Origin of the sequence: Citrobacter sp. MGH110, from assembly GCF_001037515.1 — a bacterium.
GTDB lineage: Bacteria > Pseudomonadota > Gammaproteobacteria > Enterobacterales > Enterobacteriaceae > Citrobacter > Citrobacter portucalensis.
This window is the reverse complement of sequence record NZ_KQ089830.1, coordinates 659,867-675,639: the sequence shown is the minus strand read 5'-3', so window position 1 is coordinate 675,639 and position 15,773 is coordinate 659,867. Positions and strand designations below refer to the sequence as shown.

The window sequence follows — 15,773 nt, the reverse complement described above, 5'->3', positions numbered from 1 at the left end:
ACTTTTCGCCAAAGCCATGCCGTTGTATACGCTAAGTTTTTCCGAGTATTCGGAATTTACTAAATCAGTTATGCAAAAAGGATTGAAAGTAAAGAAATCCCCGCCGTAGCGGGGATGAGTCAAGCGGCAATATCCTTTGGCTGGCACAATTCTGGCAGGTTTGCCCGCACCAACGCTTCAGCGAACGGCGGTGGCACCGCGTTACCGCAGCGGGCAACCTGCTTATCCTTCGCGTACTTTTTGCCCCGATAGTCCTGGTCGATGATGTACCACTCAGGGAAGCCCTGCGCGCGATATAACTCGTGCGGCTGCAGCATGCGCATGCCGATATCAACGATGCGGTAAGTTATGTCGTCAACAGTCACCAGCCCGTCACAATCCTCACCGCAGTATTCCCGCAGAAACTCAAGCGTCTGCTGCGCGCGATGTTCGTCGTATTCATCGACCGCAAGAGTCGTTTTCACCTCCCCTACGTGCAGCCCGCCAGCCGTCACCGTTGGCATTGGCTCACTGGTTGGCTGGCCGTCACGGCAGGTGCCTCGCAGTTTTACCAGGTGAGAGGTGATTGCAGCATGATGATTTCCTGTCGTTACAGTATGAGCCGGATTGTACAGTGTGCCGCCAGGATGTCCTGTGTTATTGACCATCAAATGCGCAGCGACAACTGCGTGGTGATCAACCGTGGTAACTGAATGAACAGGCTCATCTAAACCGATGCCCGGTCCCGAGTAGTTACCGCCGTAGTGCTTCGCCAGGAACGCGCTCACCGTCGCGAATTTATTACCACCTGCAGTAACGGTCCCCAGCGGGTTATCCAGTCGCAGCACTCGCGGCTCCTGTCCTGGACGTTCGCCATAACCCATCTGGATCAACGTGGGTGTGACCAGTTGAGATTTGCCGCCGCCACCAGCGGTGATGGTGGCGCTCGGTTCGTCTGCCCGGTGTCCGACACTGGCCCCAAACTGGCGGGCTATCACTGGCGCAACCAGACAGGCGCGGGATTGCTTCAGAATGGTGTGAGCAGGTTTATCCAGCGGGCGCGGTTTAGCCTGGTATTCACTGCCACCATTACCGGCCAGGAACGGCGTCAGTGCAGCCTCAACAATCCCGAGTGCATGCCCATTCCCGCCCGGGCGTTTTGATGTACCAGCAGTTACCGTCGGTACCGGTTCGGTAACGGGCTGCCCAGTTGCGCCGGTACGGAACTTTGTAAGATGTGGAACAGCTAATGCGTAGCCGTGGGTTTTGGTAATCGTCTGTAGGGGTTCGCCCAACGCCTGACCACGGAAACAGTCATAACTCGTTTTTGTGCTGGTGTGATTGCACTTCACGATAAACGGCGACGCACTTTCGATAACAAAGCGCTGTATGCCGCGCGCGATACGCTTAAGGGTATTTTCTGCCAGCGGCTTTTTGCGTCCGAATATCGATGGGGCCGGAATTGACCAGTCGATACACTCCGCAGCTGTACGCCATGGCGCCAGCCTGCCAGCCTGAACCGCAGGTGATTTCGGATCCCCATGCGTTGGTTCCGGCCACACAATCGGCTTCCCATCGCGGCGCATGACCATGAAGAAACGTTTTCTGATTGTCGGTGCGCCGTAGTCGCAGGCGCGCAGTTCGCGATACTCAACGACATAGCCCAGACCTTTAACCAGTCGAGCAGCATCCTCGCTATCAAGTGAAATATTCAAAAACTCGCAGCATTCTGCCAGCGCCGGATGGTTAGCCGGGATGCCTGTTGTCAGCATGCCGATGAATGCCTCGAAAGTTTCGCCTGCGCGGGCCGGGTCCGGTCGCATTTCACCGGCCAGTAATGGCCCCCACGTTTTAAACTCTTCGACGTTCTCCAGTTTCATGACCCGCGGCTCAACATCCAGCCCCCAGCGCAATACTACCCAAGCCAGTCCGCGGATCGCTTTCTCGACAGGTTTAGCGCCTTTAGCTTTAGAAAAGTGGCGGCAATCTGGAGAAAACCACGCAAGCGCCACCGGACGGCCTGCAGTAGCTACCTTTGGTCGCACCTCATACACAGACTCGCAGTAGTGCAACGTATCAGGGTGGTTCGTAGTGTGCATCGCCACGGCGTTCTCGTCGTGGTTAATAGCAATATCAACGCTGCGGCCGATCGCCATTTCAATACCGGTTGAAGCGCCACCGCCCCCAGCAAAATTATCAACAATGATTTCTCTCACGCGTATTTCCCCATCGCGCATGCCAGCGAACGCGCCGCGGCAATAATTGACGGTACCGGCATTTTTTCCAGCCACATCCGGTTGATGTGAAACTTCAGACGCCGTTGGTGATGTGTAGGAAGATCCCCAACACTTTCAACCTGGCTGTAGACCATTCCCACTTCAGCAGGCCAGACGGTTTCCTCAACATCCACCAGCAACATACTTTCCAGCTCGACGATACGCTTCGTGGCGTATTCAAGTTGCGGGTTCATCACTTGTCCTCCTGTCTCAGTGATGCTGGCAAATCGCATCCCATACATGGACACGGGAAGGTATTTGCTGACTTTTGCCAGCGGAAATATCCTGTACCGCCGCAGTATTTGCAGGTGGCCCCCTCCGGAGTCACAGGAGAGTTGTCGGATTCCTTGATGTGTAGCCTTGGCTCACCGTCTTTCGGCTCAGGCCATTGGCGCTGCTTGTTCACCGCCAGTTTTTCTAGCATCGCCTGGGTAATCTGATCATCACTGATACCGGCACGGCGTTGCGCATCCCATAACAGGAATTGCATGTCAGCCCATTCGCTCAGGTCGCCTGGTTCCGCAGCAGCCTCGAGCGCTTCTTTGGAAAGGTGCTTCAGCGGACCAACTGGACCGACATCGCCGAAAGTAGCCTGTGACCATATCGCATGCTCACGACGTACCAGTTCGCGGGCAAACACCCCAGCAATCACCTTCACAGCATCAGCCATTGCGTAGCCGAGATTACCGCCGTCGCTTTGTGCTGATGCTTTGCTAAGTATTTCGCTTATCTGGTGCAGTCGCTCGAGTGATACATGGCCGTGCGCCGGATGGTTATTAGTTGTCATGAGTTAGTCCTTCACAAAAATAATCCAGTGGGTTTTGTCGTTCTTCCCGGTACGTTGACCAATTGCAGGTTTCACGTCTGTAAGCGCCAGAATCTGGCTTACCGGGATCTGTGTTTCGTTCCACTTGAAGATGAGTACACCGTGTGGCCACAACACGCGGAATGCCTCTTTGAATCCGGCGCGTAAATCTGTACGCCACGTTTTTTTGTTCAATCGCCCGTACTTTTTACCCATCCAGGCAGACTGGCCCACGCGTTCCAGGTGCGGCGGGTCAAACACCACAACCGGAAAAGAAGAATCAGCGAACGGCAATGAACGAAAGTCGGCAATCAGGTCTGGACTGATAACCAGGCGGCGACCGTCACACAGTTCGTGCTCTTCGGCGCGGATATCAGTGAACACGGCGCGGGTGTCCTGCTTGTTGAACCAGAACATGCGGGAGCCGCAGCACACGTCTAAAATAGTTTGTTCTGCCATCTCACTCCCCCTTCACGCCAATGCCAGCGGCGCGGATTTCGTGAATAGCGTTGTCATTACCGGCACACCATCCCTCGGCATAATCCCGGCTGAATCCGCTCATGTGCATGACTTCACCAACGCTGCGTTTTGATAAGTTGACAGTCCGCGCCTCCAGTTCAGCGTTCTGAGATTGCAACTCTGCGATCCCCACATTCACAATATCGCTGGCTTTTCCCACTACATTCATCAGTTCATTCATTGCTGCCAGCTTGGATTGCAATAATGCGCATTTTTTCTCTAATTCTTCGTATGATGGTTTCATGCTGGCATTCTCCCTACGATATCTATAACCCGGCGCATAACTGCACTTCCCCGAAAATCTGCTGGCAACTCAGTCACAGGCTTACTCGAACCGTATGAAAAACGCTGGAGATCGAAATCAATCACAGCCTTCTGGTCCCTGAACAAACCAAGACGGCCGTAACGAATGAGTTCGCCGCGTTCGGCTGCTACGCGGAAATACTTCTCAGCAGTCTGACGATGCAGCGACAACATCTGTGATGCCTCACTAACGGTTAAACGACCGCGGATTTTCACCTCTTCGATGATCACTCTGATAAGTGCCGCCTGCTCTTCTGGTGTATTTGGTCTTGGCATGCTGATCACCTCCGGGCCATACGCAAGCATTCATTACGTTGCTGCGCTATACGTGACACTTCAGCTGAACTACGGGCAATGTCTAACATGTCGGTATATACCTTTGCCGCGCGCCGCCAGAGTCCCCGGGACTTAAGGTCTTTCGCCATTTTCTCCGCTAATTGCGTTTCAGCCGGATCGCTTTTCTCTTCCATGAAGGGCAGTTTTACGTCGGGTATTTCTGCATCCGTAGCAATGTTATAAACATACTGAGTTCCGTTGTGAGTACGCAGGACTGTGCCGCTGACAGTCAGCGCGCGCAGAAACTTACCAGCGGTACCGGATGGAATATCCAGCGCTTCACACACATCACGTAATACACAGTTCGGGGTATGGCGTACCACTATCGCTACCCGATCTTTCTGAGAGATTTCTATGGTCATTGGTCAATACTCGTTTTAGTTACTTCACGACCCGTAAATGGGTCACATTTTTGCGATAACTTCCCCAGGCGAAATTTACCCAGATACCATCATCCATGGTTAAGCGGTCCATGACCCGCTCACCCAGAACTTTCGATAACTCGTCATAATTCAGGTTTGTTAGCACCCCCACTGGTTTCATTGACGCCATACGGCGATCGATAATCTGATTAAGTAATACCCACTCATTGCGCGTATCACGCTGAACACCAACCTCATCAAGAACAAGCAAATCAACCTTGCACAAATCGTCCAGCAAATCGGACTCAGACTGGCCCTCGTCATAGCATTTGCGTGCGCGAAGCATCAAATCAGGTACTGTCACGACCAGAACGGAATAATCGTGCTGAAGCAGGTAGTTCCCGATTGCCGCGGCAAGATGATTTTTCCCTGTTCCACAACTGCCGCTGAATATGAAACTGGTAAAGCCATTCCCAAAGTTATGTGCGTAGCTCTTTGCCATTGTCAGCGCGTGTTTCTGCCCGTCGTTGCTCACCTGGTAATTTGCAAATGAGCACCCCCTGTGCAACTCGCAGATCCCTGAGCGCCCAAAAATCCTTTCTGAACGGTTACGCTGATTTTGTTTTTCCAGCTCAGCTGCGCGCTTTCGCCCTTCTTCCTGCTGCCAGGCCATTAATTCCTGACTGCTGGTAAATTTCGGCTGAACACCTGCAGGCATGAGATTACGTAGACGGCCAAGCAAGTCATGCGTCGATTTCATCATTACCCCCTGAATCCTGGCGGGATCTGAGCGTCAGGTTGTGAAACGCCAAAGCCAGCCTGTCGACGTGTACCTGCCGATGGTGAGGAAGATTTGGCGCGTGATGTTTTCAGGCTGGAAGCAAAAGTCTGTTCCCACTGGATGTGGTGTTTAACTTTCCCTTCGCATTTCCAGTAGTCCCGGAACTGCTGTAATTCGACGGAGGTATACCCTGGTAGATCCCCAAGGTTTATTCCCCACTGCGCAGCCTGGCGTACAAAGTCATCACCAGGTGTCCAGTCATCTGTGATCGGAAATTTGCCTATGGGCGGTAAAAAGTCACCTGGCGCGTGTAACTCTCTCTCTTGGTTTTCTTTTAGATCTGTATCTGTATCTGGATCTTTATTAGTTGTGTTTCCGTTGGCGTTCTGTTTTAACGGAGGCTCAACACCCGTTGAACACCCGTTGTTATTTTGTTGGTTATTCGCTCCTTTTTTAGCTTTTCTCGCCTGAGCGGATGCTTTTCCAGCTGCTGACTTTTGGCTGATTGAGTTTTTAACCGCCTCCAGATCACGCTCTATACGCTCCTGTACCCATTCGGTACCGTTATCGTTAAAAAACTCTTTCAACGAAGGTTCAACGGCATCCCAACGGTCGTTACTCAGCCGTGCAATTTTCGATAGTCGGTTTTTGGGGATCGGGCGACCTGTTTGCCAATAATTGAACATCAGTAGCAGGTATGCGCCATGCTCTTCTGTAGACAGATGCATGGTGTCCGCCAGGTAATCAGCAATGTAAAGTTGCATGTAAGGCAGAGCTGCCATGGTTACTCCCTTGTCCGGTTTCCCGGCGCGTAATTGTTATTGCTCAAAACTCGATTAAAACAATTGCGGCGCTACGGCGCTTAAACTCGCCAGTAGTGGTCCCGCCGCATCAGCTGGTAACATGTTGAACAAAGCGATTGCTGCTTCACGAATTTCCTTCTCCAGTTTCTGTAACGGAGCGCCGATTAATTTCGCCTGATGTGCCTCACTGCATTCTTTGATAGCGTTGGCCACCAGCTCCGCTTCTGTGCTCGCATTACTTAACCCGTGCTTCCTGGCAATCTGAACTGGCATAGCAGCAATGATTGAACCTGACAGCTGCATAACGTAAGCCGTATACTTTTCCGAACCGCCCTCGTTTTTCAGATACCGGAATAAATTCTGCTTATTAACAGCAATTCCGCGGCCATCTGCCTTGGCCCACTCTTCAGCCACCAGCTGAGCAATTCTTTCCTGTGCCTGTCCTGGTATTGTCGATTCCCATTCACGAACGGCAGCCAATATGGCACGGTGCTGGATGCCGTCACGGCGCTGGGGTTTAAAATGATTTTCCGTTTTCAACGGAATAGCTAAACGCTGGCTATGATGTTGATACGTGGCTGATTGCATGATTAAGCCTCCTTTTGAGGTAAACCATCAGTGGGGTTTGGATAAAGATCCGGTCTGATTTCGTGTGGGGTGACTTTCCAATCCAGCGCCCTGCAGGCGTTTAGCACCTCTGTGCTGGCGACTTGAGTGCGAAACCAGACTGAAACAGTCTGTGAGTTTTTGCCTAAACGGCGAGCTAGTTCTGATTGGCTACCACACAGTGAAATGATCTTCTTTTGAATGTTTTCGTTCATACGACCTCCTAAATTCCGTACCACATATTTGATAAAATACTTATCAATGTCAAGAAATTTAACTAGCCACATTTGAAAGGAAACTTTGTATGCTTGGCTATTGGTTAGATTTGGAACTGAAAATGAACTTTGAAGAACGTTTGCAACGAGCTCTTGATGAGGCTGGCATGTCTCAATCTGAACTGGGACGTCGGATAGGTGTTAACTCGCAAACCGTTAGCCATTGGTGTAACGCAGGTATTTTTCCACGCAAAGAAAAACTCATACTCTTGCCCGAGGCGCTTGGAAAACCGCTTTATTGGTTCTTCATGACCGATGAAGAAGAGGAGCACATTGTTTCAGTTACACAAAGTAAAACTGTTCTGAACCCACATCAGTCTGCTCTCCTTGAGGTATTCGACCAGCTCCCTGAGGCTGAGCAAGAAAGGTTTATATCTTTAGCAAAAACCAGACTAGAAGAGCTCGATGCCTTCATGGCTGAGTTTTTACGCAAACGCAAAATAGATCCTCAACGCTAGTTTCTAAATCTACGTTGTTAAGGCCGCTAATAGCGGCCTTTTTTACGCCCGAACATGCCTCACCACTGATAACAAAAAAACATCATGGTATGTAATTTATCAATTTCATCTTGACGTCTGGTATATTTATTTGTAGCCTGATTTTAGAAAATCAGTCATCAAGGCAGGACGCCCACGAAGTAGCTGCCGGCGGCATACGAATCACCGGATGAGATGACAGGCATTAACACGCAGCAGGTTCAACGTTCCGCCAGCCTGGCGACAAGGGCAACGCAAGAGGATAAATCCATGATCGATTTCGCACGTAAACCAGTGCGGTGTCAGGCCGTACATCTAAACCGTATTGAAGTAATCATTCGACTGATTTGCTACATGCTCGCCCAGAAGGGCGACCCGTCTGCCGACCAACAGACTGCAGTTCGTTGATAACGAGTTTGACCAATGGCTGTTGCCAGCCTCATGCCCGGTGCACAGGGCATTGTGATGGTAATACCACCATCGTAACCAAACAGGAGACGAAGACCTGTTCTGGTTAAATTGGAAAAGTGTTCTTTGCCCGTCCCGTGGCGGGCTTTTTTCCGGAGGTTTTTATGTCAGCTAACGATCTGGCATTGCGCTTCAGCAGCGCACCAGCAGAGGCATTAATCGGCGTTTTGCCTGTTCTGGAAGTAAAAGAAGCATTACGTGAAGAAGTTGAAAGTGATGTGATGGATGAAGTCTGGACAGAGCACAACTTTGAAATAGAAGCGATGGGCGAACAAGTTGATGAAACAGCCAGGCTCGCTCGTAAATTTGAATGTGCGGCTGAAGCTCTTGGAACGGCGATCAAACTTGCTCTGACTCTCCCACACAATGAGGCAATGCGGGTTCTGAGTGATGCCTTGGACGATAACCCTGGATACGGTCGCGAACCGGCAAAGGATGCGTGATGGAGTTTGGAATAAAACGTGTGGTGGCATCTGTTCAGGTCGTTGCCATCCTCAACAGGATTTACAACGGCAGTCCGGTTTCCATCGCATCTATCAGTAAAGAATCAAAGCTGTCTGTGTCTTACCTCGAGCAGATTTTCTCGAAGCTGCGCAGCAGTGAAATCGTCACCAGCCAGCGTGGCGCTGGTGGCGGGTACCACCTTAGCAAAGTAAACCCCAGCGTGGCTGACGTCGTTCGCGCCGTTACTCACACGCCTGATTCATTTGAGCCCGTGCTGAATGCTCTGGAGTGGGTCCCCGTCGCACAGCTGGCGCAGGGAAAATCCCCTACCCCATAAAGCACAAAACCCGCGCAAGGCGGGTTAAGTACCCGGTCAGCCGACCAAAGCTTTCCGGAACGAGTTTTGACCAATAACCACTACCTTAGGCGGCGATCATCAGCTGCCGGGTATCTTACAATCCAATGGAGCCCGAACGCAATGTTAACGTATGCATATCTTATTAAAGCCAAAGCGAAAGCAACTGAGGCAAAAAACCTGTTTTGCTGGTTCTCTGCGAAATCAGATTCCCGTGCAGAACGCGAAATCCTCAATATTCTCGAAGACAACAATATTGCCGTCGGTCGTGGCGCCGACTATCAATTACCTGTCCGCACCAACTGGTTTGTTGTTGACGATCTTCCTGAGGAAAGCACTCTTGATGACACATGGTGCGATCGTTACGAACTGGCAGAAGACCAGCAGACGTGGCAACTGAAACAGAAGCCCGATGATGAAAATCTGGAGGCTTCCAGCCAGCAAAAACCAGAAACCTCCAGTGCCAATGTACCCACCAGCGATGCGCCAGCATTGCTCCGCCCCATATCTCGCCTGCGCCTGTCTCAACGGCTGATTGCACACCTGTTAAATGACGGTGAAGAGAAGGAAATCAGTGAAGCGCGGCACGTCCAGATCGGACAAATGGAACTGGACGAAAATGATCTCTATATACAAAACCTATTACTAGCCGTTGCAAATGTGCCAGCGGCGAAAGAACTTTCTGCTCATGTCGAGTGGAACCTGGCAAACGCAATAAAAGAAGTCTTCGACCGTGAGCAGGTCTATACCATTGCTTCATTTGAGGAATTTATTACCGAATGGATTGCGGAACCGAAAGCGCGGACTCAAACCGTGCAGGAGTGGGTTAACGATAAGAAAGCACGAATTGTGGGTGATGAGCCCACCGTTCCACCTGTAACGCCAGAACTCATTACCGTTGCGACTCTCCCGCTACGCCAGCGCCTTTTAGCTCAGTTTATTTCTGATGAATATGCTTACCATATTGATACTGAACAGAAGAAAACCATTCAGGAACTTGAGCTGGATGTGGATAACAGCTACGTGCAAAATCTGCTGCTTGCCGCCGAGAATGTAGAACCATTCAAGAAAGCGCCAGAGATCGATATCTGGAAAATTGTCAGCGCGCTAAAAACTATTTTCCCGGTTGATGGTAAACGAGTGGATCTGTCTACCGTAATTCAGTTCTTTAAGGCCTGGTTCAGTACTGAACACATTGACCGCGGGTTGCTGGTTAAAGAGTGGTGTAAGGGCAATCGTGTGTCACAGATTCAGCGCTCTGATGCAGGAACCAACGCTGGTGGTGGCAATAAGACCGATCGTAACCCGGAACTTATCCACACGCTGGAAACTCTGGACATTGATATTGCGCTGGCCACACTTCCAATGGATTTCAACATCTACGATATTCCGGGTGGCGTTTTCCGTCGTGCAAAAGAGATCATTGCTAAAAACGAAAGCCCGTTCAAAGAGTGGTCCGTCGCCCTGCGCAAACGCGCTGGCATCCTGGATTATTCCCGTGCCGCTATTTTCGCGCTTATTCGCAGTGCAGAAGAAAACGCTCACCATTTCCCGGAACTGCTGAGCCGTTACATCAATAAGAACCTGACTGAAACCGACCACCAGTACCCAACTGAAGAAATCCTGGTGGCAGCCGGTCACGTGCCAGAAAAAAGCTGGGAAAACGAGATTAACGAGAAAGTCACAGCTGAACAGAAGGCAGGAGTCGAACAACCAGAAATCGCCAACATGGGCAACGGTGTGTTCTCCATCGACGGCCTGATGGGTAACCAGCCGGCAGCCGCGCTTTCTGTCGTAGACCAGGTACGCCAGCGCGCCGTCGAAGAAAAATTACAACAAGCCAATACCGAGGAAACCACCAGCGATGTGCAGATGGAAAAAACTGACAACAGCGAAATCAAAGCTAATGCTGAAGTGCCTCAGAGCGAAACAGCAGTTTTGCCAGTTAAAAGCTCTGATGCAACTGGTGACGCGTCAGCTTCCCTGAATAATGAACCCGTTCACCATATTGAAACGGATCCCCTGAACGCTTTCTATACTCACCTGATGGTTGATATGGAAACTATGGGCAACAGTCCTGATGCCCCAATAGTCTCTATTGGCGCTGTATTTTTTGATCCTTCAACTGGTAACACTGGTGCCGAGTTTTACCAGGTTGTCAGTCTGGAGTCATCGATGTCGTTTGGCATGAAACCGGATGCGTCGACGATTCAGTGGTGGTTGAAACAATCATCTGAAGCCCGCTCTGCCATTCTTGTTGATGAAGCCATGGGACTGCTTGAGACTCTCGAACTTCTGGCTGATTTTATTGCTGAAAACGCTGCTAACGGAAGCCACACAGTTCAGTTATGGGGTAATGGTTGCTCGTTTGATAACGTCATTCTTCGCCGCGCATACGCGTTAACAGATACCCCCTTCACTGTTCCGTTCTGGAATGACAGGGACGTAAGGACCATGGTCGCGCTGGGTAAATCTGTCGGTATCAATCCACGCTTCGACATCCCGTTTGAAGGCGAAATGCACAATGCGCTTTCTGACGCCCGGCATCAGGTCAAATACGTCTCTGCAATCTGGCAACGTCTGACTGCAAACTGATTTTCTAATTTCACAATTTACGGATCCTGCCTGGTATGTTTCTACAGGCAGGCCATCAGAGAGATGAGCTATGCACAAACTTACACTGTCTCCTCAGGAAATTGCAGAAATTACTGGCTATCAGCGCTACACCCACCAGCAGCGACAGCTGCGGTGTCACGGCATACCGTTCACCACTGATGGGCGGAACCGCCCAATTGTATTGCGCAGAAGTATTGATCCCGGAGTTTCTGAATTACCTAAGGTCGATGAATATGTTGCACTTGAGCCAAATTACGACGCAATCAATGGGCAGACCAAGAAAAGATCCTAAAGACAAACACCTCCCGCCACGCGTAACTAAAAACCGTTATAGCTATGTGTGGAAGCCAAAAGGAACAAAACAAAGCGTAACTCTTGCACCTATTACCGGGACGAGTATGTCCCGGCTATGGGCGCGTTATGAGGAAGAAAAAGCCAAGCGCTCAGACGTAATGACATTTTCTAAATTATGGAAGTTATTCACCAGCAGCCCAGCTTTTGCTGAACTGGCTCCACGAACGCAGACTGATTACAGGTCGTATGAAAAAAACCTGGTTCCAGTGTTCGGGAATATGCGAGCAGATGACATAAAAATTGAGATGGTCAGGATCTATATGGATAAACGTGGCCAACGCAGTATTAACCAGGCAAACCAAGAACTCGGCGGGATGTCGCGTGTTTTCTCATGGGGATATGAACGAGGGTATGTGAAAGGAAATCCGTGCAAAGGAGTACGCAAGTTCTCTTTAAAAGCCCGTGACGTGTACGTGACAGACGAAGAATATCAGGCAATTTATGAAGAGGCGGCACCAGCTCTCCGGGTTGGCATGGAGATATCTTACTTATGTGCGGCTCGCGTTTCGGATGTTCTTTCTCTCAAATGGTCGCAAGTAAGCGAGGAAGGCATTTTTATCCAGCAGGGAAAGACCGGGACTAAACAAATAAAAGTCTGGACTGAACGGCTTCATAACGCCATCGAACTTGCAAAAACTCTGGGTGGGCGGGAAACGGTTATCTGTAGCAGCAAAAAAACTAAATACTCGAAAAGTGGGTTTAACGATCTGTGGGAAACTGCAAGGGAAGCAGCAGGAAAAAAACTAGATAGAAAACTGCCGTGTACATTTCATGATCTCAAAGCCAAGGGAATATCTGATTACGAAGGTTCAAGTAAGGACAAACAACTATTCTCAGGTCATAAAACTGAAAGCCAAGTTGTGATTTATGACAGAAAAGTGAAAGTCACACCAACTCTTGATTTACCTGCAATAAAAAACCCGCCTGAGCGGGTTAAATTGGACTAAAGATCACGCAGCTTTCTTTTCAGAACAGTTGCATAGAGGAATAGGAAAAGGTTTTCCTTTTTTTGCGTGCCGAACAACTCCATCTACACATACGGTGTAGCGGAAGATGACTTCGCAAGTATTCCCGCATTTAGTACAGGTCGTAGTAGCCATTAGCTATCTTTCCCTGCAGACCTGTAAACCCATACAGGTTGCGTATTGTCAGGAGAGCAGCTAAACTCCGTTTGTCAACATAAGTGTAGCGGCTGGGTTACCTCCATACACACCGGAAAGTTTCTCAGACTTTCCGCCCCCTAAGCCCTGTTCTCAGCAGGGCTTAATCTTTATTCTTCTACAGCAACCAATGGAACTGACCATGGAAGCTTGATGGTTCGCATTGGAGTACGTTCTAATATTGACTCAAATGCCAGCTTCAGTGTGATGGACGTGAAATTTTCGAAGAACCATAAGTTTGACTCATAAAATTCTTCCTCAATTGGCTTATCCCCGTCAATATCATAGAAAACGTCAATTTTCAGATTAACTTCGAAAGCCAAACCTTCTTCGTCAGGTTCGTCCGGATCGATTAATGCATCATCGTCATATCCCTTGATCGAGGCTTCTATTGCCAGTTGTGCCCAGCATTTTTTTTGTTCCTCGTCATATCCAGAAGCAAACTCACTGTCGCTGACAAGCAGTTTAAAGCGCCCACCTTCACTATCCTTGTGCTCAATAAATTGAGACGCAGAGATTGTAAAACCCTGGTATTTGATTTTTTCCAACATCAGTGGCGAGTCCCTTTTTCAATATCTCCTCTCCACTTGGTTTCACGCTCTGACCTTGAGACGTATTCATGAGTGAAAACTTCTGTTCTTTCGCGTTTTTCGAAGTGGAAATGGAATTCTTTTTTACCAGCGACTTTCTCTTCGATCGCCGTTTTTACATAATCATTAAGGCTCTTACCTTCAGCACAAGCTGCTAAATAGACCTTTTTATGGAGTTCTGAGCCGATACGGACATTAAAAGTACCGCTCATTGGTTTTTCTGGCTCTTTGTTCAAGGCCTTGCATGTATCCAAATAATCATCAACAGCTTCTTCAAAAGCAAGTTGTAAGCCATCTAGATTCTCAGCTTCGTAAGTAACAAGGTCATTGACGCATTGAATTTTTCCATGAAGAACTCTATCTTCTAAAGAAAACTCAACACTTCCAAAATAACCTTTATATTTCAGCATATTACTCATAATTATCTAGCTCATCTAAAAGAGTTTTTACTTCCTTGAGTATGTACCCTTTCACTATATTGCCGGGGTGTGGGCAATGAAATGACACTAACCTACCGTGATCATTAGCAAACTTTCTCTTTGAACCAGAACCGTTTAAAACTTTAAAACCATACTGACCAAGAAGTGTAACAAGCTCTTCCCAGGTAAAATCCTTTGGCAGCGCTCCAAGCCGCTCCCTTAGTTTCTTGCTTTTACTCATCAAGTATATCCATCAAGAGCATGTTTGCAACTAAAATTCAGTTGCAAGTGATTGTATAGGAAAATCCCCTTATGAGTCATCACATTTTATGTATTGAATAAATGCGATCACCAAATGCAACAAACACAACGCAGGTTTTAGAATCAAGATGGTTAAGTTGTCCCTTCACACCACAGCATAAGCATCAGAACGGATACAGGCTTAAGCTAGTTGCGTTTAGATCATTGGGACATTCTAAACGAAGAACATTGTATCAAGAAATTTACTCTTGCGGGAAATGTGGGTATGAAAGATGTGTATTGAATTCAAAAAGCTAAAGGAATATACCAAGAAAGTATACCAACACTATACCAAGTGTGACATGAGTCGTTGAAAGGAATTGAGCTAAGTGTTTGAATAGTGGCGGAGAGAGGGGGATTTGAACCCCCGGTAGAGTTGCCCCTACTCCGGTTTTCGAGACCGGTCCATTCAGCCGCTCTGGCATCTCTCCGTTTTGGCGGTTGCCATGATGCCAGGTAATTTGGCATTTTAACAGACCCCGTTCCGTCAATTTCGTTCAAGTGACGAGTTTGCGAGCAAAACGATGATTAAGTGGCCCTGGAAAGAGCAAGAAACAACCCGGAGTGACGACTGGCCGTGGGACGACGCCCTGGCTATTCCTCTTCTGGTGAATCTCACCGAGCAAGAACAAGCCAGGCTTATCGCCCTGGCCGAGCGCTTTTTACAGCAAAAAAGATTGGTAGCGCTTCAGGGGTTTGAACTTGATCCACTAAAAAGTTCGCGCATTGCGCTGCTTTTCTGTTTGCCTGTTCTGGAATTGGGGATCGAGTGGCTCGACGGGTTTCATGAAGTTCTCATCTACCCTGCCCCGTTTGTCGTGGACGATGAATGGGAAGACGATATTGGGCTGGTACATAATCAACGTGTTGTACAGTCCGGGCAGAGCTGGCAGCAAGGTCCGATAATCCTCAACTGGCTCGACATTCAGGATTCTTTTGATGCCTCCGGCTTCAACCTGATCATCCATGAAGTGGCACATAAGCTTGATATGCGTAATGGCGACCGCGCCAGCGGTATTCCGGCGATCCCTCTGCGAGATATTGCCAGTTGGGAGCACGACCTGCATGCCGCAATGAATAACATTCAGGATGAAATTGATCTGGTCGGTGAAACCGCGTGCAGTATAGATGCCTACGCAGCGACCGATCCTGCCGAATGCTTTGCCGTTCTATCGGAGTATTTCTTCAGTGCCCCTGAATTATTTGCACCACGTTTTCCGGCATTATGGCAACGTTTCATTCAGTTTTACCGCCAGAACCCCATGGAGCGGTTACGCGATACCCGCTAAGGTGGCCATTGTCGCTCACCAAATGTGCATTAACGCTGAATTTGAAGATTAATTAACCAATTGAAATGACGCGCTAATTTTACTGTTGACACCTCATGGTGAGGTCAGTAATATGCGCCTCGTTCACACGATTCCTCTGTAGTTCAGTCGGTAGAACGGCGGACTGTTAATCCGTATGTCACTGGTTCGAGTCCAGTCAGAGGAGCCATATTTAAGAAGCCTGCTTAGGAAACTAAGCAGGCTTTTTGCTTTTCAGG

The 15,773-nt window shown here is 49.1% G+C and carries 21 protein-coding genes, 2 tRNA genes and 1 pseudogene; 9 read left to right on the top strand and 15 right to left on the bottom strand.

Annotation, left to right across the window (positions count from 1 at the left end; translation table 11 throughout):
- Positions 1-119 precede the first annotated feature (119 nt).
- From SK38_RS03175 to SK38_RS03125, 11 genes are read right to left on the bottom strand one after another with little or no spacing between them, the layout of a single operon-like run.
- Positions 120-2,216, bottom strand: coding sequence for a DNA cytosine methyltransferase (locus SK38_RS03175; RefSeq protein ID WP_048235141.1), 2,097 nt, complete (start codon positions 2,214-2,216; stop codon positions 120-122).
- Positions 2,192-2,449: a hypothetical protein gene (locus tag SK38_RS03170; protein ID WP_048235139.1), complete on the bottom strand. Its 258-nt coding sequence runs from the start codon at positions 2,447-2,449 to the stop codon at positions 2,192-2,194. The genes SK38_RS03175 and SK38_RS03170 overlap by 25 nt, the downstream gene beginning before the upstream one ends.
- Positions 2,449-3,042, bottom strand: a complete 594-nt coding sequence (locus SK38_RS03165; RefSeq protein ID WP_231587304.1) for a DUF550 domain-containing protein — start codon at positions 3,040-3,042, stop codon at positions 2,449-2,451. The genes SK38_RS03170 and SK38_RS03165 overlap by 1 nt, the downstream gene beginning before the upstream one ends.
- A 3-nt stretch (positions 3,043-3,045) precedes the next feature.
- Positions 3,046-3,519, bottom strand: a complete 474-nt coding sequence (locus SK38_RS03160) for a class I SAM-dependent methyltransferase (protein ID WP_000840609.1) — start codon at positions 3,517-3,519, stop codon at positions 3,046-3,048.
- Between the two features lies 1 nt (position 3,520).
- Positions 3,521-3,823 (bottom strand): hypothetical protein, encoded by a 303-nt coding sequence (locus SK38_RS03155; protein ID WP_048235136.1) that lies wholly within the window; start codon positions 3,821-3,823, stop codon positions 3,521-3,523.
- The gene (locus SK38_RS03150) at positions 3,820-4,158 is read right to left on the bottom strand and encodes a DUF977 family protein (RefSeq protein WP_048235134.1); all 339 of its coding nucleotides are present in this window, start codon (positions 4,156-4,158) and stop codon (positions 3,820-3,822) included. The genes SK38_RS03155 and SK38_RS03150 overlap by 4 nt, the downstream gene beginning before the upstream one ends.
- A gap of 5 nt (positions 4,159-4,163) precedes the next feature.
- Positions 4,164-4,580, bottom strand: coding sequence for a PerC family transcriptional regulator (locus tag SK38_RS03145; protein ID WP_032943873.1), 417 nt, complete (start codon positions 4,578-4,580; stop codon positions 4,164-4,166).
- 19 nt (positions 4,581-4,599) lie between these two features.
- Positions 4,600-5,340, bottom strand: a complete 741-nt coding sequence (locus SK38_RS03140) for an ATP-binding protein (RefSeq protein ID WP_048235132.1) — start codon at positions 5,338-5,340, stop codon at positions 4,600-4,602.
- 2 nt (positions 5,341-5,342) lie between these two features.
- Positions 5,343-6,143 carry a DUF1376 domain-containing protein gene (locus SK38_RS03135; RefSeq protein WP_048235130.1) on the bottom strand — a complete coding sequence of 267 codons (801 nt, stop codon included), beginning with the start codon at positions 6,141-6,143 and terminating at the stop codon, positions 5,343-5,345.
- Between the two features lie 54 nt (positions 6,144-6,197).
- Positions 6,198-6,752, bottom strand: a complete 555-nt coding sequence (locus SK38_RS03130) for a toxin YdaT family protein (RefSeq protein ID WP_048235129.1) — start codon at positions 6,750-6,752, stop codon at positions 6,198-6,200.
- Positions 6,753-6,754: 2 nt separating this feature from the next.
- Positions 6,755-6,985, bottom strand: a complete 231-nt coding sequence (locus tag SK38_RS03125) for a transcriptional regulator (RefSeq protein ID WP_048235126.1) — start codon at positions 6,983-6,985, stop codon at positions 6,755-6,757.
- Positions 6,986-7,074: 89 nt separating this feature from the next.
- Here SK38_RS03125 and SK38_RS03120 point away from each other — a divergent pair, with 89 nt between their 5' ends.
- From SK38_RS03120 to SK38_RS03095, 7 genes and pseudogenes are all read left to right on the top strand, one after another.
- Positions 7,075-7,503 (top strand): helix-turn-helix domain-containing protein, encoded by a 429-nt coding sequence (locus tag SK38_RS03120; RefSeq protein ID WP_016150454.1) that lies wholly within the window; start codon positions 7,075-7,077, stop codon positions 7,501-7,503.
- Between the two features lie 288 nt (positions 7,504-7,791).
- Positions 7,792-7,929: pseudogene (locus SK38_RS25375) on the top strand (hypothetical protein); the annotation flags it as partial.
- Positions 7,930-8,093: 164 nt separating this feature from the next.
- Entirely contained in the window at positions 8,094-8,432 is a 339-nt protein-coding gene (locus SK38_RS03110; protein WP_156183238.1) for a hypothetical protein, read from the top strand.
- The gene (locus SK38_RS03105) at positions 8,432-8,770 is read left to right on the top strand and encodes an RrF2 family transcriptional regulator (protein WP_197089499.1); all 339 of its coding nucleotides are present in this window, start codon (positions 8,432-8,434) and stop codon (positions 8,768-8,770) included. The genes SK38_RS03110 and SK38_RS03105 overlap by 1 nt, the downstream gene beginning before the upstream one ends.
- Positions 8,771-8,911: 141 nt before the next feature.
- Positions 8,912-11,383, top strand: a complete 2,472-nt coding sequence (locus SK38_RS03100; RefSeq protein ID WP_053069327.1) for a 3'-5' exonuclease — start codon at positions 8,912-8,914, stop codon at positions 11,381-11,383.
- Between the two features lie 70 nt (positions 11,384-11,453).
- The gene (locus SK38_RS23540; protein WP_075553024.1) at positions 11,454-11,696 is read left to right on the top strand and encodes a DUF4224 domain-containing protein; all 243 of its coding nucleotides are present in this window, start codon (positions 11,454-11,456) and stop codon (positions 11,694-11,696) included.
- Entirely contained in the window at positions 11,671-12,705 is a 1,035-nt protein-coding gene (locus tag SK38_RS03095) for a tyrosine-type recombinase/integrase (protein WP_048236401.1), read from the top strand. Before SK38_RS23540 ends, SK38_RS03095 begins: the two co-directional genes overlap by 26 nt.
- 323 nt (positions 12,706-13,028) lie before the next feature.
- On the opposite strand, the gene SK38_RS03090 is transcribed toward SK38_RS03095, so the two are convergent.
- From SK38_RS03090 to SK38_RS03075, 4 genes are all read right to left on the bottom strand, one after another.
- Positions 13,029-13,469 (bottom strand): hypothetical protein, encoded by a 441-nt coding sequence (locus SK38_RS03090; protein WP_032943880.1) that lies wholly within the window; start codon positions 13,467-13,469, stop codon positions 13,029-13,031.
- Complete coding sequence (locus tag SK38_RS03085) at positions 13,469-13,927, bottom strand: type II toxin-antitoxin system HicB family antitoxin (RefSeq protein ID WP_032943881.1); 459 nt, start codon at positions 13,925-13,927, stop codon at positions 13,469-13,471. Before SK38_RS03085 ends, SK38_RS03090 begins: the two co-directional genes overlap by 1 nt.
- The gene (locus SK38_RS03080) at positions 13,920-14,168 is read right to left on the bottom strand and encodes a type II toxin-antitoxin system HicA family toxin (protein WP_032943882.1); all 249 of its coding nucleotides are present in this window, start codon (positions 14,166-14,168) and stop codon (positions 13,920-13,922) included. The genes SK38_RS03085 and SK38_RS03080 overlap by 8 nt, the downstream gene beginning before the upstream one ends.
- Positions 14,169-14,568: 400 nt before the next feature.
- Positions 14,569-14,658: transfer RNA gene (locus tag SK38_RS03075), tRNA-Ser, on the bottom strand.
- 93 nt (positions 14,659-14,751) lie between these two features.
- Here SK38_RS03075 and mtfA point away from each other — a divergent pair.
- Positions 14,752-15,516 carry a DgsA anti-repressor MtfA gene (gene mtfA, locus SK38_RS03070; RefSeq protein WP_048235118.1) on the top strand — a complete coding sequence of 255 codons (765 nt, stop codon included), beginning with the start codon at positions 14,752-14,754 and terminating at the stop codon, positions 15,514-15,516.
- Positions 15,517-15,648: 132 nt separating this feature from the next.
- Positions 15,649-15,724, top strand: a tRNA-Asn gene (locus tag SK38_RS03065).
- Positions 15,725-15,773: the final 49 nt, after the last annotated feature.